The organism is Porphyromonas catoniae ATCC 51270, from assembly GCF_000565015.1.
Classification (GTDB): domain Bacteria; phylum Bacteroidota; class Bacteroidia; order Bacteroidales; family Porphyromonadaceae; genus Porphyromonas; species Porphyromonas catoniae.
Genome location: NZ_JDFF01000020.1, coordinates 1 through 25471 on the forward strand (window position 1 = coordinate 1; position 25471 = coordinate 25471).

The window sequence follows — 25471 nt, forward strand, 5'->3', positions numbered from 1 at the left end:
GGGGGGGGGTAAAATTACATTAAATATAAAGCTGCAATCGGAAAGAGGGAGGCGCTGAGAAGCATTGCTCCCCAGCGTCTTTATCTCTATATACTCCTGACTACTAGTCATCACACTTAACCAAATCTTACAACTGCAAAGATAAGGAAATAATTAGAAACACCTACGGCTCCGTTTCGGGAATCCTACGTGTTAGTGGCGACGCTCACCACGCTCGGGGCGAGGACGACGCTCTGGCTCCTTGTAGCCTTCGGGCTTGGGTAGGAGGGCACGACGACTGAGCTTAAACTTGCCCGTCTTCGGATCTATGTCGATGAGCTTGACCTCTACCTGCTGACCTTCCTGCAGATCGGTATCTTCGATCTTCTCGTAGCGCTTCCAGTCAATCTCCGAGATATGCAGTAGACCATCCTTACCAGGAAGGAACTCAACGAAGCACCCATAAGGCATCACCGAAGAAATCTTACCCTGATAGACTTCCCCTACCTCTGGCATAGCAACAATGCCCTTGATCATACCAACGGCAGCATCAATTGCATCCTTGTTTGAAGCACTGATCTCGACGACACCTACGCCATCTACCTCTTCGATGCTTATGGTAGCACCGCTCTTCTCTTGCATCCCTTGGATGATCTTACCACCAGGGCCAATGACAGCACCGATGAACTCCTTGCCGATGCGAAGCGTAACAATACGTGGAGCATGAGGCTTGAGGTCTTCTCGGGTCTGGGGCTGAGCCTCTAGGATCTTACCTAGGATGTGCAAGCGTCCCTCACGAGCTTGTGCAAGTGCTCGCTCGAGAATCTCGTAGCTCAATCCATCTACCTTGATATCCATCTGTGTGGCAGTGATACCATCAGCGGTACCCGTCACCTTGAAGTCCATATCCCCAAGGTGGTCTTCGTCCCCAAGGATATCAGAGAGGATAGCGTAGTTCGTTCCCTTATTCTCGGAGATAAGTCCCATCGCAATCCCTGAGACGGGCTTAGAGATAGGTACCCCAGCATCACGTAGAGCCAGTGTACCGGCACACACGGTAGCCATAGAAGAGGATCCATTGGACTCGAGGATATCTGATACTACACGAACGACATAGGGATAGTCGGGAGGGAGGACACGCTTGAGCGCACGGTGTGCAAGGTTCCCGTGACCGATCTCACGACGGCCTACCCCACGCTGTGGACGAGCCTCACCCGTAGAGAAAGGAGGGAAGTTGTAGTGAAGGAGGAAACGCTCCTTCCCGTAGTTCAGCACATCATCTACGAGCTTCTCGTCATTCTTTGTACCAAGAGTAACGGTCGTGAGTGACTGAGTCTCTCCACGAGTGAAGACGGCTGAGCCGTGAGGGCCTGGCAGGTAATCTGTCTCAATCCATATAGGGCGGATCTCCGTTGTCTTACGGCCATCCAGACGCTTACCTTCGTCGAGAATGGCACGGCGCATAGCCTCCTTCTCTACATCATGATAATAGCGATCGATGAGGGGGGCTTTAGTTTCAAGTTCTTCCTCTGTGAACTTAGCCTTAAACTCCTCTACGATGGCCTCGAAGGCCTCTGCACGGGCATGCTTGTCTGTACCTGAAGTAGCGACGGCATAGGCCTTAGCGTAGCAGCTCTCGTGTACATCCTTGCGGAGGTCTTCATCATTCTCCTCGTGGCAGTATGTACGCTTCTCGAGCTTACCTACGGCAGCCGACAGCTCTAGCTGAGCCTGACATTGTACCTTGATGGCTTCGTGGGCGACCTTGATAGCTTCGAGCATCTCAGCCTCCTGTACTTCCTGCATTTCCCCTTCGACCATCATGATGTTATCGAGGGTAGCACCGACCATCAGCTCGATGTCCGCACGCTTGAGTTCCTCGAAGGTTGGGTTGATGATGAACTGTCCGTCCACTCGTGCTACACGCACTTCGCTGATTGGGCCGTTGAAGGGGATATCCGATACTGCTAGAGCTGATGAAGCAGCAAGTCCAGCCAATGCGTCGGGCATATCTACCCCATCAGTAGAGAAGAGGATTACGTTTACGAATACCTCTGCATGGTAATCATCTGGGAAGAGGGGACGAAGGGCACGGTCTACAAGTCGGCAGGTGAGGATCTCGTAGTCAGAGGCCTTACCTTCACGGCGTGTGAAGCCACCAGGGAAGCGACCAAATGAGGCATACTTCTCTTTGTATTCGACTTGAAGTGGCATGAAGTCCACCCCAGGGTTAGCGTCCTTCGCTGCGCAAACGGTAGCTAGGAGGACGGTGTTTCCCATGCGTAGCGTCACCGATCCATCGGCTTGCTTGGCTAGCTTGCCTGTCTCGATGACAATCTCTCTACCATCAGGGAGGATGATAGTCTTGCTAATTGGCTGTAGCATTATCTCTTAAATTGATTTACTGATATATCCTTATAATCGGGCGCAAAGTTAGTCAAATAAACGTGATGATGCCTCATCATCTTCGTCTCTCCATGCGCCACACCCCTATTTGAGGGCACTTCTCCCCTCAAGGGAAGGTACTCTCTACACGAGGCTACCCCTTATGAAGTCGCTGGTTTACCTTGTCCATCAAGACACGCATTGCCCAACGAGCATAAAAGAAGTAATGTAGGTAGTGTGTGTATCGCTCTGAGCCGTTGAGTGAGACGGCAGCGAGCTGATTATGGTAATTGGATAGCTTCTTCCGATGGGCAAATGCCCCAGCATCATCATAGATGGAGATACGCCCACTCAGCACCTCGATGGAGCGAATGTGTCGGTATTGCTCTTCGGGTAGCTTCCTCTTGGCCTCCTCAATGGTGAGCGAATACATAATAGGCCCCGTCGTCCTAAGTACCCCCAGTAGCCCCACACCCGTAGTGAAGGGATTATAGCGGTCTAGTCGGCACATCGCCTCCGCAATCACAGCGTGTAAAATCGGGTGCTTAGCCCTACCGATGACAAAGCCCTGATGGTACTCCCCATACGGGAACTCCGTAAGAGGCAGATCCTTAAAGAACCCAAAGCCCTTATAGCATCCCTCCCCCTCATTATCCCAATGATAGAGGATGAACTGATCCCGCTCCGTGAGGACTTCGTCCAGGGGTTTATAGAAGGTCGACTTCACATCTAGATACACACCCCCAAAGTGGTATATGAGGAGATAGCGTACGAAGTCCGACTGAGCAGCCCGATAATTTGGCGAGATCATCTTGTAGTAGTGATACACGCCCTCTCCATAGACTTCCTTAACAAACGTCTCAATGGCTTGCTCATCCCACAGTCGATACTCCCACTCGGGATTAAGCTCACGCAGGTGCTGGATATTTGCCTGCATCTCAGGGGCTAGCTCATGAGCCGATCGCCCGATATAAATCTGATGGATGCGCTTGGGGATGGGGGCTAGCTCAAGGCTAGGCTGAGGTAGAAGTCCCTCGTAATAACTTTTGGGTTTCATAGGGCAATCGAGCAAAGCACAGCTGTGAGACACCGCCAGCCCCTACTCGAAGACATCAAATAGTAGTTGTTTATACCTTCTCAAAGGTACTAAGGAAAAATGAAACGATGTTTAGAGAAGCCCCCCTTCCCGAAGCATGGAGAAGGTAGATTAAGACCACAATATAGGCTAGGGCAGGATCATAGGGCGTGGCACATACACTTCCTTCCCGGCTAAGAAGCTAGTAGCCCCAGACGCCCCTAACGAGCTAGCCTCATAAACGGGCAAGCACCGTACCCAAAGCACTACAATCGCAGTGAGACAGGCGCAACAATGCGCTCCTCACTTAGTGCAAATAGTTATCCCCGTAATCTCGGGGGAGGTACCGAGGATACCTTCTCCGAGGTTACGGGGATAACTGCTTTGGGTTTCCCTCAGTACCTATCTCGGGATAATGAAACGAGGTCTACTAGGCTATCTCGTTAGGGGCTTTTTACTGGCGCAAGGAAAGGGACTAGGGGCAACTGGACAGGCTGTACATAGGCTGTCTTGGCAGTCGTAGCTCAGTGCTAGAGCCCCCCTCAGGATTGTAACTCTGGTGCTTAGCGAGCAGATAGCTCGAGGCGATCTCCAGCCTTCATCGGAGGCAGGTACAGACGCCCCCCCTTGAGCAACGTACTGGGAATGAGCATGCGACCATTCAGGCGAAGCTGATAGCTGGTGAGCCCCTCAGGCAGAGATAGGATATGGCTATAAGGGGCATGCGCCTCGAGCAGGAAATGAGTGAGTTTCCCCGGTTGCGACTGATCCCATTCAAGCGAGCAGGTAGCATTGCCTATGACTTTTAGTCCAGTGATTGCCCCCTCTCCCCAAGCCTTCGGTAGGGCAGGGAGCGGTGTAATGCTACCCGTTTCACTCTGCAAAAGCATTTCCATAATGCCTGCTGCCCCCCCGAAGTTACCATCGATCTGGAAGGGAGGATGCGAGCTAAACAGATTATTATTCGTCCCGCTGCCATAGGGCTTGTGTGACTGAGGATCAAGCGCGGCTACTGGGCGTAGGAGCATATTCAGCACGTCGTAGGCCTCCTCAGCATCCCCGAGGCGAGCCCGCAGGTTTACCTTCCATGCCATGGACCAACTTGTACTACTCGCTCCTCGGGCATCTAGGCTTTTCCGTGCAGCCGCAATTAGGTCTGGCGTTTTCTCCCTTGTGATTTCATTGCCTGGGAAGAGACCGTAAAGGTGCGAGACATGTCGATGGTGTGGCTCGGTCTCCTTATAATTGCTGAGCCACTCCATGATGCGCCCATCGGGGGCAATGGTAGTTGGCATAAGTTCGGAGAGGGTACGGACAAGGGAGTCTGCAAATACTCGTTCTCCCAGAGCCAGGGCAGAGGTACGGGTATTGGTGAAGAGCTCTCGGATAATTTGGTTATCCATCGTCGAGCCTGCACTGACGGCCACGACAGAGCCATCGGGAGCCAGGTAATGGTTCTCAGGCGAGGTTGTCGGAGCTGTGACCAAATAGCCGTTATTGGGGTCTCGGACGAGGGTAGAGAGGAAGAACTGTGAGGCTCCCTTCAGAATCGGGTAAATGCGCCTAAGATATTCCCTATCCTGAGTGTAGAGGTAATGATTAAAGAGGTGCTGGCAGAGCCACGCAGCACCCGTATTCGTAGCCCCCCAGCTGGGATGCTCACCTGGAGCAGTGAAGCCCCAGACATTCCCTAGGATATGTGTCACCCAACCTTTCCCTCCATAGAAGGCACGAGCTGTCTCACGACCCGAGGGGAGAAGCCCCTCAACCCATGAGGTAAGTGGCAGGACCGTCTCGGAGAGATTTCCCTTCTCTGAAGGCCAGTAATTCATCTGAAGATTGATATTCAGATGGTAGTCGCTATTCCAGGGAGCTTGGATGAGATTCGTCCATATCCCCTGAAGATTGGGTGGGAGAGCCCCCTTACGGGTGCTAGAGAGCAGGAGATAGCGACCAAACTGCATGTAGAGCGATGCTAGATTGGGATCGCTCTGGGGATCCTTGTGGTACGCCTCGAGGCGTTTATCAATAGGAAGGTTCTCGACCTTGGCATTACCCTTGCCAATACGCATCGAGACACGCCCCATCTGGCTAGAGAAGGCAGCTCGGTGATCTCGCTCTAGGATTGCCGAGGTAATCCCCGCAGCCTTGATGATCTGCTCCACGCCGTGAGCTGTGGGGGAGAGCTGAGGATTGTAGTAGTTGGTATTATGAGCTATCAGGATTTGGATCACGGAGGCATTCACAATCAACAGCTCATTCCCCCGAGAGATTACCTTCCCACCATGGAGGAGGTAGGGTTTCGCAACAATAGCATAGTGCAGCCCCTTCCCTCCCTTTCCATTGGGTAGGTCTCCCGAGAGCATCAGTAGCCCGTCTGAGACAGTGGAGGTACCATTCTCTGGTCGACTTAGGGAGAGGCGAAGTGTATCGGTACGCGCACTTATCGCTTGGTTGTAGATGGTGATGACATTGACATCATGGGTATAGGAGGTATAATAGGTCTTCATGCGGTAGGGCTGTCCCCACGTCTCAATAGTCTCTGTACTGATGCCATAGGTAAGGTCGAGGCTACGCTTATAGCTCGGGTTAGGGATGTCTCTTCCCCAATCAAGGTGCAGGAAGCCCCCAACCTCATAGCTACCATACGGGACCTTCGATCCCTCACCATGCCCACTTCCCTTGCCTCCACAGACAAAGGTTTTGTAGATAAGTGCCTCTGCATCTTTATGCCGACCAGCGAAGAGGAGTTCGCGGATCTTCGGCAGATGCTTGGCCGCATCTCTATTGAGGGCTAGGGAGTCGATGCTCCCACTCCACATGGAGCTTTCGTTAAGGGTTACCCTCTGATGTCTCAGGGCACCATCGCTGAGCATCCCGAGGCGTCCATTGCCTAGAGGTAGCTCCTCCATCATGCTCTCGGCAGGACGATCGAAGTAATAGCTATTGGAGGGATAATACTTCTGCTCCATGGCTGGCCGAGGAGCAGTATCAGTGCGTTTTTCCCTCTGACCCCAAGAGGGCGTCATGAGCAATAGCAAGAGTGAGGCACAAGCAATGAGCCGTGTCTGTGTCATAAGGTGGATAAAGAAATGAGATAGAAAAGCCCCTAGCCCTCCCGTACAGAAGGACTAGGGGGTGTATAAGTATTGCTCTAGGGAGCTGTCACTGGCGTCTCCTCAGGCTCTCCCTCAAAGACCTCCACAGCCTCTACATCACCAGCATCAGCACATGGTGAGAAGCCAATAGGCATCTTGAAGGGTGTCCCTATGCTATAGCCAAGACGTTTATCTGCGTAGACCTTCTTAATGAACTTCCCAAAGACAGGTAGGGCGGCAGCGGCACCTTGCCCGAAGGACATGGTGTTGAAGCGGACACTTCGCTCCTCACCCCCTACCCAGCAACCTGCTACAACATCTGGAGTGAAGCCCATGAACCACGTATCACTATTGCGCTGCGTGGTACCCGTCTTACCCCCAAGGGGCATCTGCAACCCAAAGGAAGAGCGGAGTCTACCCCCTGTGCCACCACTGACGACGTTCTGGAGCATGTAGAGCATCTTATTCGCTGCATCTGCGGTCAAGACTTCGGTCATCTGTGGGGTGAAGGTCGCTACGATATTGCCGTGCATGTCCTCTATCTGTGTCACCATGAGTGGATCGATACGCACACCATCGTTCACGAAGGTTGTGTAGCCCGACACCATCTCTCCTACGGTTGCCTCTGGCGTACCAAGGGACATAGCCATCGTTGCCTCTATGGGACCACGTAGCCCGTAGCTCTCGAGTAGTCGCTTGAAGGTAATAGGGGAGGTACGGCTCATCAGCTCAGCTGTGACCCAGTTATCAGAGTTCTGTAGTCCCCATTGGATGGAGACTAGCTCACCTACACGTCTATGATTCGAGTTTCGGGGGGTCCATACCTGTCCGTTGTCTAGGCGGTAGGACTGCTGCACATGGAGTACTTCGTCGCAGGGGGAAGCTCCATCAATCATAGCCAACGAGTAGAGGTATGGCTTGATGATCGAGCCTGTCTGTCGTCTACCATCGGAGACCATGTCGTACTGGAACTGTGAGAAATTGATATCCCCCACATAGGCTAAGACATGTCCGTTATGCGGATCCATGGCCATGAAGCCAGAGCGAAGGATACCCTTCATATAGCGGATAGAGTCAATCGGCGTCATGACTGTATCTCGCATGCCTCGCCAAGACCATACCTGCATCTTTGTCTTCTTGTAGAACTGTGCCTTGATCTCTTGTTCAGACAGGCCATCCTCCTTGCTCAGTCGCCATCGTTCACTCTGACGCATTGCACGGGAGAGGATTGCCTCTCTCTGATCCTTGGATATGGAGGTACTGAAGGGATCACCACCACGAGCTCTGCGCTCTCTGTCGAAGGTTGGCTGTAGATATTGCCCTACATGCTCCTCGACAGCCTCCTCTGCATAGCGTTGCATGGCAGGGACGATCGTGGTGTAGATCTTTAGCCCGTCGGTGTAGATGTTGTAGGGTGAGCCATCCGCCTTATGATTCTTATTACACCAGCCATAGAGTGGGTTGGTCTCCCACTGGATGCTATCACTACGGAAGCGGTCGTACTGCCAAGAGGCATAGTCACCACGCTCGGGCTTGTCCGCCATCATGATCTTACGCAGGTGCTCACGGAAGTATGGGGCGGTACCCTGCTTATGGTCCATCTTGTGGAAGGAGGTGGTAATAGGGAGGCGCGAGAGGGAGTCAGCCTCTGCCTCGGTGAGGTAACCAGCCTTGACCATCTGCTGGAAGACGGTATTGCGACGCTCCAGTGGTAGGGGACTATTCCTGCGTAGTACGGGGTTGTAGACGGAGGGGTTTTTGCACATCCCGACCAGTACGGCAGCCTCTTCGACGGAGAGGGCATCAGGAGTCTTACCGAAGTAGGTGTAGGCAGCGGACTTGATCCCTACAGCGTTGTAGAGGAAGTCGAATTGGTTAAGGTACATCGAGATGATCTCCTCCTTCGTATAATAGCGTTCGAGCTTAGCAGCGATGACCCATTCAACGGGCTTCTTCATCATGCGAGTAAAGAAGTTCGAGGACGGAGGGGAGTAGAGCATCTTCGCTAGCTGTTGGGTGATGGTGCTACCCCCACCACCGCTCTTCTGCTGGAGTATTCCAGTCTTGACGACGGCACGTGCTAGTCCTCGGAAGTCAATCCCTGAATGGCTCTCGAAGCGTATATCTTCGGTTGCCACCAGAGCCTTAATTAGGTTGGGGGAAATATCCTTGTACTCCACAAAAACACGGTTCGTCCCGCTGTGGGCAAAGGAGCCAATGATCTCTCCATCGGCAGCTATGAGCTGAGAGGCGTACTTGTCTATAGGGTTCTGCAACTGCTCGATGGGAGGGAGGTATCCAATCCATCCCATGGAGATAGCGAAGAGCCCGCTGAAGATAGCTAGCCAAACGAGGGCAAAGCCTAGCCAGAGCCACGCCTTAATCTTATTCTTCATCCTATTTATATCTGTCATTCGCTGCTCTCGAGGGGGAGGGTGTCACCCCATCACACCTCAAGAGGAGGTCGCACAGCATGTCTGAGTACATACGATGCACGAGGCAAAGTTATTAACTTTTATTCACTCAGCTGACATCCCAAGGCTGGGGCGAAAGAAACCCTTGCTAGGATTTCCCTCCCGACCCTTGCAAGCACTCCATAGGAAACCCATGCTAGGGTTTGAGAGCAAATGCTAGCAAGGGTATCTCATCAGCCCCTTCGAGGCTCCTCCGTTATACCATCGGTAGGATAAATAGGTTGATTACAATAGACTCCCCCCTCAGAACAAGGGGAAGAGACCCGACAGATGACTGCGGAATCCAATCTCGGAGTATGCTCGTCCTTGGCTCTAATCCACCCTCGATCTTACTTTCAGTTCATTTTGTATCTTTGGCAGACAAAGTAATTCTAATCAGGCATTCGTAACCACAATGAAGCGAATAAAAGCATTTTGCCGACCCCTGGTCCTCAGCCTAGCCCTTGCACTAGGAGGCCTCACACTCTCGGCTCAAGTCTCAACGCTCCGTACGGGGAAGCTCCCCAACGGTCTTACCTACTATATAAGCAAGGATGCAGGTGCCTCAGAGGGTACTGCCCACTTCTATCTCCTGCAGAATGTCGGGGCCATCCTCGAGCAGGATCATCAGGATGGTCTAGCACACTATTTGGAGCACATGGCCTTCAATGCGACACAGCATTTCCCTCAGGGCGTGATGCAGTTCCTACGTGGACATGGTCTCTACAGCTTCGATGCTCGTACAGGGACAGATGAGACCCGTTATAGCGTCATGGATGTACCTACGAAGGAGAAGGGGCTGACCGACTCCGTCCTACTCATCCTAAGGGACTGGTGCGGAGGCATCAGCATTACCGAGAAGGACACCGAGAAGGAGCGAGGCATCATCATCGAGGAGTGGCGACAGCGTAATACCCTAGATAAGCGACTCAGTGATAGTATCGCTGGTGTGATCTACAATGGGTCACAGTATGCCAAGCGCAACGTCATCGGTAGCCTAGATGTCCTACAGACCTTCCGCTACAAGGATATACAGGCCTTCTACAAAGCTTGGTATCGCCCAGACCTGCAGTGTGTAATCATCGTCGGGGACATCGACCCTGAGGCCTACGAAGCAAAGGTAAAGAACCTCTTTGCTAGCCTCCCTAGCCCCAAGAAGGCAGAGCCACGGCCGACCTCCCTCATTGCGGATAATGCACAGCCTCTTTATTATCGCTTCATCGACAAGGAGAACCCATCACATTCCTTCGGTCTCTACCAGCGTGTGGCTACCCCCACAGCCCTAGGTAGTGAGGAGGCCACACGAGACTTCCTCCTTGGCCAGATATTCAATGCCATTGCCCCCCAGTACTTCGCTCGCCTACGCAACCGAGGCATAGAGGGCTATATCGCAGCTTCGGTGAGCTATTCTCCCCTGGTGCGTGGCTACGGGCAGTTCGCCTGGGACATGGTCCCCTACAAGGATCAAGATGAGCGTGCGCTCAGACAACTACTATACAGCCGAACGGTACTCTGTGAATCCGGTATTGACAAGGTTGATTTCGACACCGAGAAACAGAAGCTATACGATGGGATGAAGGAGGTACTCGGCGATGACAAGGGACTCGGTACGCCTCAAAACTTCATGGATACATACCGCAATAACTACCTCTATGGTACACCTATGCGGGAGTTTAAGGAGCAGATACAGGCCAACCTAGATATCCTCGTCGAGCTGGAGGCCGATGACCTCTGGCGGTGGGTGAAGGAGCGCATCGGGAACAAGAGTAATCTCGCCTTCGTGACCTACACTGCTAGCCCTAGCGAGGATGCCATCTCTGAGCTTACCTTCCTAGATAACCTAGAGAAGTACAGCAAGCTCATGAAGCCCGAGCAGGAGAGCGAGAAGCCCATTGAGACCCTTATCGACTTCAAGCTCCAGCCTGGGAAGATCGTAGCTGAGAAGAAAATCCCCAGCCTAGGGGCTACCGAATGGCAGCTATCCAATGGCATGCGCATACTCTATAAGAACCTAGCCAAAGACCTCAAGGGGGAAGTCCTCTTCCTTGCCTCTGCTCGTGGCGGACAGTCTATTGTGGCACCCAAGGATATTCCTTCCTTCGCTGCCATGCAGGGTCTTATCATGCAGTCAGGCTTGTACAAGTACAACCGCAATCAGCTCGCTGAGTGGCTTCGCCTCCGTCCCCTCGAGGTCGATCTATCCATCACGGAGTACATGGACGGGATGCAGGCACGTAGCAAGGTACAGGGAGCCGATGACCTATTCAGCTACCTCTACCTCGTGCTTAATCGCCAGAACTTCGACTCAAAGATTTTCAGCAAGTACGTAGAGCGTCAGCGCTACATCACAGCCTCCAAGCCAAAGGGTGGACGTACGGCCGTAGACGAAGAGATACAAAGCCTGCTCTACCCTACCACGGAGTACAACCCTAAGAAGGATGATAGCTACTACGACCAGATGCGCTACGATGATCTGGCACGCCTCTACAAGGAGCACTTCGGTGATGCCTCACAGTTCGCAGGCTGCATCGTAGGAGACCTCTCCGAGGCAGAGGCTAAGAGGCTCGTAACAACCTATCTCGGTGCTCTGCCAGGCAACCCCAAGAGCAAGAAGCGTGACTACATCGTACGAGATCAGGCTGCGAGTGACAAGGATATTGTACGGGAGTTCTCAGCGGACATCGAGGGGAACATCGGGGAGGTAGAGCTTTCCTTCCTAGGAAGTAAGACCCTCAGCGAGCGTGAAGCTCTTGCCCTCAGTCTCCTCGAGCCACTGCTCCAAAACCGTTTATTCGACGAGCTCCGTGAGCGTGAGCAGGGTACATACAGCATCGCTGTCAAGACAAACTACACCGCAGAGCCACGTCCCAGCGAAAGCCTATCCATACACTTCGTGACCGAACGTACGAAGGCTGATCGCCTCAAGGCTCGTACCTATGAGCTCCTCCACGAGCTAGCCTCAGGTAAGATCTCACAGGACGAATTTAAGAAGGTGCATATACCCTTCGTCCTCGATGAGCAGGAGCAGCTCAAGCAAGGTGATGAACTAGGTCTGGGTAGCTGGATAGCACTGCTAAGTGCCTATGCAGAGACAGGTAAGACACCCGACCCTAAGGCGAACAAGGCTAAGAATGAGGTACGTATCGCTGATATTACAGCCAAGGATGTCTCTGCCGTCCTCAGCAAGCTCCTAGATGGTGCTAAGCGTAGGGATATCGTCGTCAAGAGCCTAGCTCCAGAGGATAAGAAGTGGGAGCATTAGCCCCCGAAGCCTTCTAGCAGTTGCCCCCAAGACAATGAGGGACAACTAAGATGGCACAAGCTTTGTTGGTAGAGTGAAGTGGAGAGGGGCTTTCTTTGCCCCTCTCCCTCCACTTACTACGAACGAATAACAAGGTAAATGATACAAAGCAACGGAAAAAAGCCTGGCAAGTTCTTTCGCTTCAATGAGCTATGGATATATGCCCTCATCATTGGAGTGCTTGGCGGTCTCTTCCTCTGGGATGGAGGCTTCGGAGAGACCAAAGCACTTAGCTGGGATGAGTTCCAGCGTATAGCACGAAACAACGCCTTTACCAAGATTACAGTCGATCGAGGAGATAAGACCGCCGTGGGGATACTGACAAAGCAAGCAGCTGACAGTATATTCTCACACGAATCGCTGATCTTGGGGCGTAGCCAGGACAAGGCAGAGCGCACATTGACTACCGAGATACCGACTGTGGATCGCTTCTCTGAGTTTTATGACACGAGTGGCATCACCGCACATGTCGTCTACAAGGAGTCACGCAATGGCTTCATGAGCTTCGTATTCAGCTTTGCTCCTATCCTCCTACTGATTGTCTTCTGGATGTTCATGATGCGCCGTGCTGGTGGTGCTGGCGGTGGAGGAGGTATGACTGGTGGTGGAGGTATCTTCAGCATCGGCAAGAGCAAGGCACAGCTCTATGAGAAGGAGAGCACATCCGTTACCTTCAAGGACGTAGCAGGTCTACACGAAGCAAAGGTAGAGGTAGAGGAGATTGTCCACTTCCTCAAGAATCCTACGAAGTACACCCAACTAGGGGGGAAGATCCCCAAGGGAGCACTCCTCGTAGGTCCTCCGGGTACGGGTAAGACCCTGCTGGCTAAGGCCGTAGCAGGCGAAGCACATGTACCCTTCTTCTCGCTGGCAGGCTCAGACTTCGTTGAGATGTTTGTAGGGGTAGGAGCGTCACGCGTGCGAGACCTATTCCAAAAGGCTAAGGAGAAAGCTCCCTGTATCATATTCATCGATGAGATTGATGCCGTAGGGCGTGCCCGTGGTAAGAATAATAACCTCGGAGGAAATGACGAACGGGAGAATACCCTCAATCAGCTCCTCACCGAGATGGATGGCTTCAGTACCAATAGCGGTATCATCGTACTAGCAGCAACCAACAGAGCAGATATACTTGACTCCGCCCTCCTACGTGCAGGTCGCTTTGACCGTCAGATATACGTCGACATACCCGATGTAAACGATCGCAAGGAGATCTTCCTCGTACATCTTCGCCCACTCAAGATAGACGAGAGTGTAGATGTTGATCTCCTGGCTCGCCGTACCCCAGGCTTCTCTGGAGCTGACATTGCTAATATCTGTAATGAAGCTGCTCTAATCGCTGCTCGTGCGGAGAAGGAGTTCGTCTCTCGTGAAGACTTCATGAATGCGATCGATCGCGTAGTAGGTGGTCTAGAGAAAAAGAACAAGATTACGACCGAAGAGGAGCGACAGAGCATTGCCATACACGAGGCAGGACATGCCACGGTTAGCTGGTTCCTGCAGTACGCCAACCCCCTAGTGAAGGTGACAATCGTCCCTCGTGGTAAGGCTCTAGGTGCAGCTTGGTATCTCCCAGAGGAGAGACAGATTACCACCACACAGGCCTTGCTCGATCAGATGTGTGCTACCCTAGCAGGGCGTGCATCAGAGGAGGTATTCCTCGGTCGTATATCAACAGGGGCAGCTAACGACCTAGAGCATACGACTAAGATTGCCTATGCTATGGTAGCCTACTATGGGATGAGTGAACAGCTCCCCCATATCAACTACTACGACATGCAGAGCGATGGCTATGGACTGACGAAGCCCTATAGTGATAAGACTGCCGAGCTCATAGATAAAGAAGCTACCGAAATCGTACGTATCCAGTACGAGCGAGCAAAGGAGCTACTCAAGGAGCATGCTGATGGGCTAAAGGAGCTCGCTCAGCTACTCCTTGATCGGGAGGTCATATATACTGAGGATGTAGAGCATATCTTCGGGAAACGTCAGTGGCTCAGTCGTACTGACGAAATCATCAAAGCAAATGAAGTCTTGGCCGTGACACCTCACGAAGAGGCTTCGACCGAGGCACTCCAACCTGCCTCTACAGATACTCCCCATGAGGAGTCTACAGACACGTCTAACGAACATTCATCACATGAGTAATCTTATCAAGCGTGCCATCTTCGGTGGGCTCTACGTGGGGCTTATCCTCGCAGCACTACTCCTCGGAAGCCATACGCTCTATATGGTAGTCTTTGGGATAATCGTATTCTTAGGCACCTGGGAATGGTCTAATCTCGTCTCCACACACCGCATTTATCCGCTACGCCGCATCGTGGATGCCTCAGCTGGAGTGTACCTCTTCTGGGTAACACATACGATAGCAGATGGAGGACCTAACTACCTGATGTTCCTTCTCCCCTATGCTGGCTATCTGCTCTACCTCCTCGTCCGAAGCATCTATAGCGAGCGAGAGCTCATGCCCGGAGATTTGGCTAAGGTATTCTTTGGGCAGATTTATGTAGCGGGCTTCATGAGTATAGCCAATATCTACTATACGAGTACTACGACACCACTCTTATTGCTTACGGTCTTCGTTGCCATTTGGGCAAACGACACCGGAGCTTACCTTGCAGGCTCAACCTTCGGCAAGCATAAACTCTTCCCCAGCGTCTCCCCAAAGAAGAGCTGGGAGGGTTTCTTCGGAGGCTTTATTGCCTCTGTTATTGCAGCGGGTCTGCTCCTGGGATGGAAGCCTTCATCCCTTGTCTTTGGAGCCGTCATATCCATCGCAGCCACATGGGGAGATCTCTTTGAATCCATGATCAAGCGTCAAGTTGGTGTCAAGGACTCAGGCAATATCATCCCTGGGCATGGGGGCATCCTTGATCGTATCGATAGCCTCCTGCTTGTCTTGCCTTTCGTCGCACTAGTCGAATGGGCTATACATATCTACCAAGAGCTACACCTGCTCTAGTGCATTATCCTCCATCAAGCATAATGAAACAAAACCATACCCTCTTTGCACCAAAAGGCATCGCCATAGCGTGCCTTTTGGTGCTTCTCTTTATCTCCTCTTGCGGTGTACGGCGTGGAAGGAAGGGCACAAGTGATGACCCTCGTGAGCCACTCAAGCGAGAGTTTAGAGCAACTTGGCTCCCAACGATCTTCCGCAGTGACTATGCACGGCGTACCCGAGAAGAGGTACGTGAGCTACTTACTAAACGTATTGAGCTCCTCAAGCAAACTGGATGTAATGTATTGATCTTCCAGATACGTGCTGAGGGTGACGCTTGGTATCCCAGCGAACTAGAGCCATGGAGTAGATACCTCACTGGAGCACAAGGACAAGCTCCAGAACCTAGCTGGGATCCACTAGGCTTCGTTATCAATGAGTGCCACACGAGAGGCATTGAGGTACACGCTTGGATGAACCCTTATCGTGGAGCAGCTAATGCAGACCAAGAGCTGGACAGCAAACATCCTGCGCGTCGCTTCCCCGAGCTATATGTTCGCTATGGCAAACAACTAGTGATGGATCCTGGGCATCCACAGAGTGTTCGATATATCACCTCTGTTGTACGTGACGTGGTGGATCGCTATGATGTGGATGCTATCCATTTCGACGACTACTTCTACCCTTACCCAAAGGATGGGATGCGTTTCGATGACGAAGCTACCTTCGAGAAGTATGGGCTGAGAGCTGGCTACTATCCTGAGGAGAAAGACCGATGGCGTAGGGATAATGTTGATCGCCTCATCTCCGAGGTACGCAAGACAATCCTTAACCTCAAGCCTTGGGTTCGCTTCGGGGTTAGCCCCTTCGGTATTTATAGGAATGAGACGAGTGACCCCAAGGGAAGCAGAACCTCTGGTTTACAAACGTATGACGACCTACACGCTGATGTTTTGTATTGGTGCGATAAGGGTTGGATAGATTATGTCATTCCTCAGATCTATTGGAACATTGGGAACCCTGTGGCAGACTACTACGAGCTAGTCGAATGGTGGGGCAAGCAGCTCCGCAAGAGTAAGGTACAGCTCTGTATCGGTCAGCATGCACAGCGTACGATGGATGCAGATCAGCTAACGATGAAGCTCGCACTCTCTCGGCGCAACGCAGAGGGCAACGCTTGGTGGTCAGCCGAGGATATACTGAAGAATTACAAGGGGCTTGGAGACAGTCTTCAGACCAATTACCAGCGTTATCGTGCTTTCCTACCTGAATATCAAGGCTCACTAGGGGCAACCAAGGCTCCTCTCCCTGTACAAGACATCATGGAGGATCGAAACGAGGACGGACATATGCTCCTCTGGCCGGACTACCGTAACCCCACTGACCCCGAGAAGCCCTATTACTATGCGGTATATGCTTTCCCTGATGGGGTAAAGGTAGACATCACGGATCCACGCCATTTGGTCAGTATCTCGACCAATGCCTACTATCTCCTACCTACTGCCCGCCCAGGGATGAAGTACACCTATGCAATCACTGCAATCAATCGCTTCTGGCAGGAGAGTAAGCCCTCGAAGATAACAATCCGCTACTAGTCCAAGGACATTCAATAAGAATAGGCGACACATCCCAATTGGGATGTGCCGCCTATTCTTGTTAGGGCTTCTTTAGCCCCCTTCAGAGTGCACGCTCGATTAGTCTCGGCTAACTCATTTCCGTGCCACAGTACTCGCTCCCGTGACGGAGGATGAGCCTACGACGGGGGATCCCTGATAACTCAGTGTGGAGGCTCCTGATACACTATAGGAGATACTATCCACAGTGCTGATAGAGGCTTGTGACGCCCCTGAGATCAAGAACTCTGTGCTGCGAGCCGTGAAAGCCTTTGCATTGCAGTCACTGGCGCCACTGACAGAGATTTGAGCTGAAAGGGAAGACCCTCCCAGCTGTACATGTGAGGCACCAGATGCTAGGACAAGCAATGCCTCTGAGCCTGTCACATTTGCTTCAATCTGACTTGCCCCGGAGGCAGAGAGTGCAACAGAGTCACTCTGTAACACCAACCCCATGATCCTTGAGGCTCCACTTGCCATGGCACTAAACTCTTTTACCTTGAGGCTATCAGCGACCTTGATCAAAGAAGCATGTGTGGACTCCAGACCTCGGAGCGAAGGGAGATAAACATCAATCTTGAGGTTCATCCGTTGATGTTTCCGTCCCAAAAGAATAGACTCACTGTTGCCCTTCGAGGCCACAAGCAACATATCATCCTTAGTCAAGATCTCAATATCATCCCGAACATCTTTAGGGAAATCTTCCGGGAAGACAATCCGCGTCTTCTCTCCTAGATGGATTGTCGCATCAATAGGAAAGTCGAGTAAAAAGAAGCTGCACTCAGGTAATTGATTGGGATTCTCTACGGCAGTGAAGCCCTTACGAGAGACTTCCGTACCGTCACACCCTAAGGTCACAAGGCTGAAGAAGCCGAGTGTAAGGGCGAAGATAAAGGAACGAATGCGTGTCATTTGTGCGTAGGTGTTTGTGAGTAATTATGTTTCCCAAAGGTAGCAATAAAGTCGAGAGTGTGAGGGGCAGCTATTTCAGCCCTTCCCACCAATCATCTCGGGTAAGTGTGGAGTCGAGGTAGTGGGTGATATGCCCAATGCGGGGCATAAGGATGGGGAACCCCTCCTCGTCACGCAGTCGTTTGGCATGCTCTAGAGGCTCTTTCCACGGGTGCATAGCGAGTGCGAACTTGGCGTGGTGCACGGTGAGAAAACGCTTTGCACCAAGCGCACGCATGGTCGCCGCCGTGTACTTAGGCAACATGTGGATGTCACTCCACCGCTCGTTGTGCTGCCCATTCTCGAGTATCGCGAGATCAATCTTAGGGAATCGCTTCCCGATCGCTTCATAATGCTTACCAAAGCCTCCATCTCCACCAATGTAAACGGAGTGCTCTCTCCCCTCTACGAGAAAGGAAGCCCACAATGATTGCCCAGATGTCAATCCACGCCCAGAGAAGTGTTGTGTCGGGAGGCAATGGATATGACCTCCCTCGCTCAGTGGAGCACTCTCATTCCAATCTAGCTCTACGATTTGCTCTGGTCGGTATCCCCACCGCTCAAAGTGAGCACCTACACCTAGCCCCATGTAAGCCTTCTTGACTCGAGATTGTAGCGCCTTCACGACATCGTAATCAAGGTGATCCCAATGGTCATGGCTGATAATGAGGTAGTCAATATCGGGCATGTCCTCGGCATGGTAGGCCTTAGTTCCCTTGAAGAAGCTATTACCGATACCAAGCGGTGCACCAGACTCAAAGACAGGGTCAACCAAGTAGCGCACACCGTCTACCTGCAGGAGATAACCCGAATGCCCAAACCACACGATGAGGTTCTCTGACTTGTCCAGTAGCGAGAGATCATGACGCTCTACTGGGATGCTATCCTGAGGTCTGATATCCTTAGGGCGAGCAAAGACAAATCGCCACAGGATCTTTAGCTTATCGCCTAGTGAAAGGTTCTGCATCCGCTCAGACGTTGCAGGATCGAGATTCTGAAATCTTCCATCCCGATAGTTTGGGGACGCCTTCACACGCTCCAGACGCTCCCCTTCTGGCAGAGCTCCAAAGGAAGGACTATTCAGAATAAGGCAAGCCGCAGTAAAGAGTACCAGGGCAAGCCCCACCACAGTGAGGACAAAGATCATAAGCCGACGCTTGAGTTTAGTCATATAGTGCTATTTATCGCTAGGGAAGCAGATATATAAAAGAGGGGCGACACCATTTAGCTGGGAGGTGTCCTCCATAGCCAAAGTATGTCGCCCACAGTATGAGTATAACTGGCTTACACGCCAGATGGTTTGCTAGCGATTAATCCGATAGCTCAGTCCAAGATTCAGAAAGACATTGCGTAGCGAATAAGGCATAACTTGAAAGCTCGATTCAAAGAGCTTGGGTAGCCCAACGTTCACACGTCCAGTCACCGCCCACTTGCTATCTATCTTGTAGTCCGCTCCGAAGCGTACCCCGACGTCATTACGCACGATAAATTCCCCAAGGCTAAAAGAGAGGATGACACCAGGCTGATAGGGTCGCCCATCAATCTCTCCATCTCCATCCAGCTTGGCGATAAACTTACGTCTCAGTGCATGCGAATAGTAGCCCCCAACATAGAAGCGGAAGCCCCCACGAGGCATATCGAAGGTGAGCCCCAGCGGTATCGTTAGATAGCGGTTACTCATATCTACACTCTGTAGCCCTGAATAACGCTGCTCGGTGAAGTCCGAGCTCTGATAACGAATCGGCATATCCTTAGCACGAACCGTCGCATAGAAGCCCTTCCCCTCATACTCAATCCCTGTCACAAGACTAAAGGGACTCGTGCGAGAGAGGCGATAGGAGAAATCAATCCCAATGTTAGGTGCAGCACCGAGGTTGAAGTGCATGACTTTCTCTACGGGCTTGGGCACTGTCGGGGGAAGTGCTCCCCCGAGGTTGAAACCTAGATGTATCCCCACACCGAGAGGGGAGAGAGGCTGATCCTCTGACGCATTAGCGGTAAAGCTCCCAAGTGGGAGTAAGCACAGCGCAAGGCTAGCAAGCAGCTTTTTGCTATTCATCACTATATATTGATGGCGTAGGTTAGTTATTCTTTTTCGGGCGATCCTTGATTACAACTTCCTTCAGGCGCAATTCACTGCCCACAGCCCCAATGTACTCTGCTCCACGGAAGCTAGAGGAAAAGACCAGCGCAAGGCGATACTTCCTCGTCTTGAGGTCGATGGCATCGTAGCGTGTTTGATCTGTGGGTTGTAGTTTAAGTTTGTAAGTCGTCCACTTTCCCTCCTCAGTAGGCTCAAGCTCTACGTACCCTCGGGCTAGGATGCGACCATCCGTATGGAGGTTTGTCCCATTGAGGTAGTGCTCATCCTCCGTCACATCGTAGAAGATAGCCGCAGCAGTCCCCTTATCTGTGGCAGGTAGAGGGATATTTCGCTTTCCTTGCCCATGGATTACCTTCTCTCCAGCCTTATACTGGTAGATGAACTCCATCTCATCGGGGACTCCTGCTGTATAGGGCTGACCAAACTCCGTAGACTCTAGTGGCTTACTGACCAAGCTAGCGCGGTTCACTCGCCCAGAGTAGAGCGCACCAGCTATGACATTTGTCCCCATACCAAAGAAGTAAAACCCTTTGATGGAGCGGATAAGTGCGCCCACGGTCTCAGCACCTTCCTTCAAGGGGATGACGGGGTAGCTATCCACACCTTGTGCAAGGAGGCTATAGCCGTCATTGCTCGCCGAAGCCCAGAAGGTATTCTCGCCTGTCTCTTCGTCATTGATGCTCGGAAGGAGGAAGGAATCCTTTGACTTCTCGATCCACTTGGTGAAGGTAAAGCGTTGGCTCGTGGTATGTACACCTCCATTATTCCGCTGGGAGGCTGTCTGCTGGATGAACCGCTCACGTTCGGCCATTGGGTCGTCACAAGAGACGATGCCTACACCTACGAGGGTGAGGAGTGCTAGTGGTAGTATTCGTTGGATTGTATTCATTACGCTATCCTTGTACTTTTAGATTCTAATATATTCATGTATAAAGAAATAGCCTCACTACTGTTTAAGCGGTAGTGAGGCTAAGATCTTGTCCTCGTCGTGAGGCGGTACCTACTTCTCGATAGCTACGCGACGCTCCTTGATACGAGCCTTCTTACCTGTGAGAGCACGAAGGTAGTAGAGCTTCGCACGGCGTACCTTACCGAGCTTCTCGACGGTGATCTTTTCGATGAAGGGGCTCTCAAGCGTGAAGATACGCTCTACGCCTACCCCCTCAGAGATCTTACGTACTGTGAAATGCTTCTTCTCACCGTGACCACTGATACGGATGACCACGCCACGATAGCGCTGGATACGCTCCTTACCACCTTCGCTGATGCGATAGTCTACAGTGATGGTGTCTCCGCTGCGGAAAGAAGGATGGCTCTTGCCTGTAGCGAAAGCCTCGTTGACGATCTTAATAAAGTCCATTTGTCTTTGTCCTTTAGCTTATTTGATTAGTACTACACCAAACGCAATGTAACAGGCCACACAAGACTTTCCTGACAGAGATTGCGCAAAGCGTCGCAAAGATACGAAAAAAGTAGCAACCCACACCATCCCTCCACTAGCTCGCTTGCCACACACCTCTACTCCCGGTATCTCAGCATACCGATTATCCGAGGTGCATTATGCCTATCTACCGAATACCTACACTTATACTCCTCCTCTTCGTTCGCTCGCCTCTAGCTACTCGAGGTAAACAGCCTCTCTCAGAAGTCTTTTACTCCCTCCTGAAATTTCCCTCAACGAGTTACCATAAGTCGTCACAACGAGTTATGGTAACTCGCTTAAACAAGTTGTGGTAACTCGTCCAAGAGAGTTATGGTAACTCGTCCAAGAGAGTTATGGTAACTCGTCGCGACGACTTACCACAACTCGTTACCTCCTCTCTCAAATACCTTTATATAGGGCATTTAGAAGCCCGAACAAGAAGGCTCTTGCTCGGGCTAATTTACCCCCTCGAGGGATACGGACGACTCTGTACGTTAGCGCAGGCCGTTGAGGTAGGCAGAGGCGGACATCGCCTTCTTGGCTGGGGGTTGTAGCGTCTTGATGGCTAAGAAGCCATCCGCCGTAGCGACCCAGAGCTGACCCTTGGGGCGAATAAGGATAGTCCCTGGCTCGGGGCGCAAAGTAAGATCGTCGGAGGATAAAATCGGCTCCGTCTCAAGGATCTTGAAGACAAGAGGCTCGTGCCCCTCAATGGCAAGTGTTGCCCAAGCCGCAGGATAGGGTGCGAGGCCTCGCACCTGGTTGTGTAGCACTTCGGTCGGACGATTCCATAGGAGCTCGGTATTCTCCTTCGTGAGCTTGGGTGCTGGCGTTGGTGCTTCTTCATAATCCTCTTGCGCTCGTCCTTTTGGCTCTTCTTCCTGAAGGAAAAGATCAACCGTGCGTAGCAGAGTTTTCGCTCCAAGTAGCATCAGACGATCATGCACCTTGCCGACATTATCATCGGGAGCGATCGGTAGGCGATCCTGCAGGAGTACATCCCCTGTATCCAGCTCGTGTCGGAGACGGAAGGTCGTCACCCCTGTCTCTGTGTCTCCATTCATGATTGCCCAGTGGATTGGAGCCGCACCACGATAACGAGGCAAGAGTGAGCCGTGCAGGTTAATCGTGCCTAACCGTGGGAGCATCCAGACTACCTCGGGAAGCATTCGGAAAGCAACCACGATGCCTAGGTCAGGCTGTAACTCATGTAGCCGAGCCACGAACTCCTCATCCCTAAGACGAACAGGCTGTAGCACCTCAAGCCCCTGACTCACTGCGTAGGTCTTGATGTTACTCTCCTTGAGTTTGTGCCCTCGCCCCATAGGCTTATCAGGCATCGTCACGACAGCCACGACATTATAGCCACCCTCGACAAGTGCCTTGAGCGAAGGCAGTGCGAAGTCAGCTGTTGCCATATATACAATCCGCAGTTGGTCTTTCGTCATTTTCTCTATTTATAAATACGTTACACGCACAAAAGTACGAAGATAAGGGCTTAGCAAAAAGGTATCTCCCTCAGCCTGAGCTGTCGGGACAATCAAACCATACAGCCTCTTGGCTGACTTGGGCTATGCGTAAGGAGAGAGAAGAAAAAGGGTTAAGGGATGGGGAGATCGTATAGGTAGGTCAAGTAAGGCTTTGCTAGAGAGGGTCGACATCAAAGAGGATTGTGACGCGACGGCTCTCAGGGAGTGTGGTGTGCAGTTGCGCCAGAGAGGCACGGAAAGCAACCCGCTCCTCTCGGTACGATGTACCAAGCGGACGACGCACGAGGATACGTTGGATGTACTTCCCATCAACACGACCCACCTCAGGAGAGAGTGCTTCACTCACTTGCTCAGAAGGAAGGAGTGCTCTAAGGTAACGCACCAAATGAAGCCCAACCAGCCCCAAGAGACGTGCATCCTTCCCTTTCAAATAGATATAGGTCATCCGACAGAAGGGTGGATAATGCAGTGCTTCACGATCAGAGAGCGTCTTGCGAATGAAGGCTTCATAGTCCCCTTCCTCTAGGACGGAGAGGAAGGTATTCTCAGCGTCGTTGGTCTGAATCAGGAACTCGGGCTTTCCTCCCTTTTGCTCCGCTCCTCGCAGACGCAGCTGAGTGAGCAGCTGGAAGGCTCGCTCGTACGAACGGAAGTCTGGGTAGCCCAGCACGGCGTCCAGTTGCACGACACCGATTAGTCCCACCTCACCCCATACCGATTGACCCTTGATGAGCTGTGTCCCAACCAATATATCTGCCCCTTCGCTCTCTAGGCGTGCTTGTAGCTCCAGTTGCTTCTTCCTCGAGGCAAGGCTATCGCTATCAATGCGTACAACCGACTGCTCCGGGAAGAGACGCTGTACCTCTTCCTCCACCCGCTCCACGCCATAGCCCACCTGACGTAGGGCTGGGATACGCCCTCGCTTCGTCTCCACCTCCGTTGCTCCACAGTGAGGGCAAGCCTCGGGAAGCAATTCCGTATAGCCACAATAATGACACAAAAGCATCCCTCGAGCTTGGTGATAAGAAAGGCTCACATCGCAGTGAGGACAGAGGATACGTGCATTACAAGCATTGCAGAGCAGGTATGGCGCGTATCCCCTTCTGTTTTGCAAGAGTAGGACAGCTTTCCCCTCAGCTAGCACAGCCTTCATCCGATCATAGATATAGGGGGAGAGGGCGTAGCCATAGGGCATGTCCTTCGAGCGACGAAGTCCCTTTAGGTCAATTAGAGTAAAGCGAGGAAGAGATGCCGTGGGAATTACTTCTTCTCTCTCGTCTCTTACCAGAGCATACTTCCCCCTCAGTGCATGAAAGACCACTTCGGCAGAGGGTGTAGTAGAAGCAAGAAGCACCTTTGCCCCACACTGGTTTGCTCGCCACAGAGCAACATCTCGAGCATGATAAAGAGGCTGGTTGATCTGCTGTTTGTAGAGGTACTCTTGCTCCTCATCCAACACAACAAGACTAAGCCGAGGGAGAGGGAGAAAGACAGCAGCACGTGTCCCGATGACCAGAGCAGGCTCCGTGAATGATGAGAGTCGGGTGAAGGTCTCCACTCGAAGTGCCTCACTTAGGAGACTGTGGTAGGTGTACGTCTGTCCTGCAGAGAGACGCATGAGACGACTTAGGAAGGAGAAGCTCGAAGGTGTGGGGTTAACCGTATGTGTGAGGAACAGCACTTGTCCCCCAGCCTGCAGTGTTTGCTTCACTTGGGCAAGGAGATATTCCTCCTTAGCACGGATCGTCTTAGCCCAATAGAGACTCACAGGCTTCTCTAGTGGAGGCACAGAGGGAAGCGACTGAGTTATTTCTTCATCTTCCCTCATCTCTAGACGACTCTTCGGAGCTAGTACCTCCTTCAGTATTCCCTTATCGATGAGTGCTCGTAGCGGTGCCGTACTCTGTGGGAGATGCTCTAGGAGCAAAGAGCGATGCAAGCTACCTGAATGAGACTGCCCACTCTGCTCCAAAAGCCGAAGGAAGGTCTCAAGAACCATAGCCTGCTTGGGTGCACGGGTAAGCCCTGCATAAACCTCAGAGAGGGCAGTCTCATCCTCCTGCAATCTCTGCTCTAAACTCAAGTAGCGCACGAGCCGAGGGCGGTAGCTATGCTGTAGCTCCTCCTCCGTTATAACTGCTCCTAATGCGACTAGATGTAGGATGGGGGTTGTTAGGCGTCTCCCGAGGAGCTTCTCTAGACGATCAACAAGAACTGCCCGACCACCAAGCGAGGAGAGTGTGTCGAGAACTTGAAGCTCCGTTGCTGTAAGTGGTGCGTCTGAACTAAAATTGGGATTGAGGCTGAGTGTCGTCTTGCTCTCAGGAAGGAGTCCAGAGGGAAGTGCCACACGGAGTACCGAACCTAAAGGGCAAACATAATAATAGCTCAACCAGTCCCAGAGCCCCAGCACCTCTGCGGAGACTAAGGGACGAGCATCAAGGATTTGCTCTACGCTCTTGACCTTCCTTGGCTCTCCTTCCTCCACCAAGCTTCGTACAACACCTGTATAGTATCGTTTCGAACCAAAGGGAACCACCACGCGACAGCCTGGGGCAAGCTCGGGGCAATTCACACGTAAAGCCTCAGGTACTTCATACGAGTAAGTACCCTCGACAGCAAGAGGAATGATGACTTCGGCTAGGAGCATAGATAGGG

At 52.1% G+C, this 25471-nt stretch carries 15 protein-coding genes; 4 read left to right on the forward strand and 11 right to left on the reverse strand.

Translation table 11 applies throughout. The annotated features are described in order from the left end of the window. Positions 1–192: 192 nt before the first annotated feature. The 4 genes from pnp to HMPREF0636_RS05300 form a co-directional block, all read right to left on the reverse strand. Entirely contained in the window at positions 193–2364 is a 2172-nt protein-coding gene (gene pnp, locus HMPREF0636_RS05285; RefSeq protein WP_044168993.1) for a polyribonucleotide nucleotidyltransferase, read from the reverse strand. Between the two features lie 154 nt (positions 2365–2518). Next, positions 2519–3421 (reverse strand): glycosyltransferase family 32 protein, encoded by a 903-nt coding sequence (locus tag HMPREF0636_RS05290; RefSeq protein ID WP_044168994.1) that lies wholly within the window; start codon positions 3419–3421, stop codon positions 2519–2521. Positions 3422–4002: 581 nt separating this feature from the next. Next, positions 4003–6516 (reverse strand): glycosyl hydrolase family 95 catalytic domain-containing protein, encoded by a 2514-nt coding sequence (locus HMPREF0636_RS05295; RefSeq protein WP_052328762.1) that lies wholly within the window; start codon positions 6514–6516, stop codon positions 4003–4005. Between the two features lie 77 nt (positions 6517–6593). Continuing rightward, on the reverse strand, positions 6594–8933 hold the full coding sequence (locus HMPREF0636_RS05300; RefSeq protein ID WP_044168995.1) for a transglycosylase domain-containing protein: 2340 nt from the start codon (positions 8931–8933) through the stop codon (positions 6594–6596). Positions 8934–9405: 472 nt separating this feature from the next. Here HMPREF0636_RS05300 and HMPREF0636_RS05305 point away from each other — a divergent pair, with 472 nt between their 5' ends. The 4 genes from HMPREF0636_RS05305 (at position 9406) to HMPREF0636_RS05320 (ending at position 16827) form a co-directional block, all read left to right on the forward strand. Then, positions 9406–12252, forward strand: a complete 2847-nt coding sequence (locus tag HMPREF0636_RS05305; protein ID WP_044168996.1) for a M16 family metallopeptidase — start codon at positions 9406–9408, stop codon at positions 12250–12252. A 138-nt stretch (positions 12253–12390) separates the two neighbouring features. Continuing rightward, positions 12391–14439, forward strand: coding sequence for an ATP-dependent zinc metalloprotease FtsH (gene ftsH, locus HMPREF0636_RS05310; RefSeq protein WP_044168997.1), 2049 nt, complete (start codon positions 12391–12393; stop codon positions 14437–14439). Continuing rightward, on the forward strand, positions 14432–15253 hold the full coding sequence (locus HMPREF0636_RS05315) for a phosphatidate cytidylyltransferase (RefSeq protein ID WP_044168998.1): 822 nt from the start codon (positions 14432–14434) through the stop codon (positions 15251–15253). The genes ftsH and HMPREF0636_RS05315 overlap by 8 nt, the downstream gene beginning before the upstream one ends. A gap of 23 nt (positions 15254–15276) precedes the next feature. Next, entirely contained in the window at positions 15277–16827 is a 1551-nt protein-coding gene (locus tag HMPREF0636_RS05320; RefSeq protein ID WP_052328763.1) for a glycoside hydrolase family 10-like protein, read from the forward strand. Between the two features lie 114 nt (positions 16828–16941). Here HMPREF0636_RS05320 and HMPREF0636_RS05325 read toward each other — a convergent pair whose 3' ends face one another. The 7 genes from HMPREF0636_RS05325 to priA all read right to left on the reverse strand — a co-directional run bounded on the left by HMPREF0636_RS05325 (position 16942) and on the right by priA (position 25463). After that, positions 16942–17757 carry a GIN domain-containing protein gene (locus HMPREF0636_RS05325; protein ID WP_044169000.1) on the reverse strand — a complete coding sequence of 272 codons (816 nt, stop codon included), beginning with the start codon at positions 17755–17757 and terminating at the stop codon, positions 16942–16944. Positions 17758–17827: 70 nt separating this feature from the next. Continuing rightward, positions 17828–18967, reverse strand: a complete 1140-nt coding sequence (locus HMPREF0636_RS05330) for an MBL fold metallo-hydrolase (protein ID WP_044169001.1) — start codon at positions 18965–18967, stop codon at positions 17828–17830. Positions 18968–19099: 132 nt separating this feature from the next. Then, positions 19100–19855: an outer membrane beta-barrel protein gene (locus tag HMPREF0636_RS05335; protein WP_044169003.1), complete on the reverse strand. Its 756-nt coding sequence runs from the start codon at positions 19853–19855 to the stop codon at positions 19100–19102. A gap of 22 nt (positions 19856–19877) precedes the next feature. Further along, entirely contained in the window at positions 19878–20789 is a 912-nt protein-coding gene (locus HMPREF0636_RS05340) for a PCMD domain-containing protein (protein ID WP_044169004.1), read from the reverse strand. A gap of 111 nt (positions 20790–20900) precedes the next feature. Next, complete coding sequence (gene rplS, locus HMPREF0636_RS05345; protein WP_005469444.1) at positions 20901–21260, reverse strand: 50S ribosomal protein L19; 360 nt, start codon at positions 21258–21260, stop codon at positions 20901–20903. 557 nt (positions 21261–21817) lie between these two features. Continuing rightward, on the reverse strand, positions 21818–22771 hold the full coding sequence (gene fmt, locus HMPREF0636_RS05350) for a methionyl-tRNA formyltransferase (protein WP_044169005.1): 954 nt from the start codon (positions 22769–22771) through the stop codon (positions 21818–21820). A gap of 196 nt (positions 22772–22967) precedes the next feature. Continuing rightward, a complete protein-coding gene (priA, locus tag HMPREF0636_RS05355; RefSeq protein ID WP_044169006.1) occupies positions 22968–25463 on the reverse strand; it encodes a replication restart helicase PriA in 2496 nt (831 codons plus the stop codon). Positions 25464–25471: the final 8 nt, after the last annotated feature.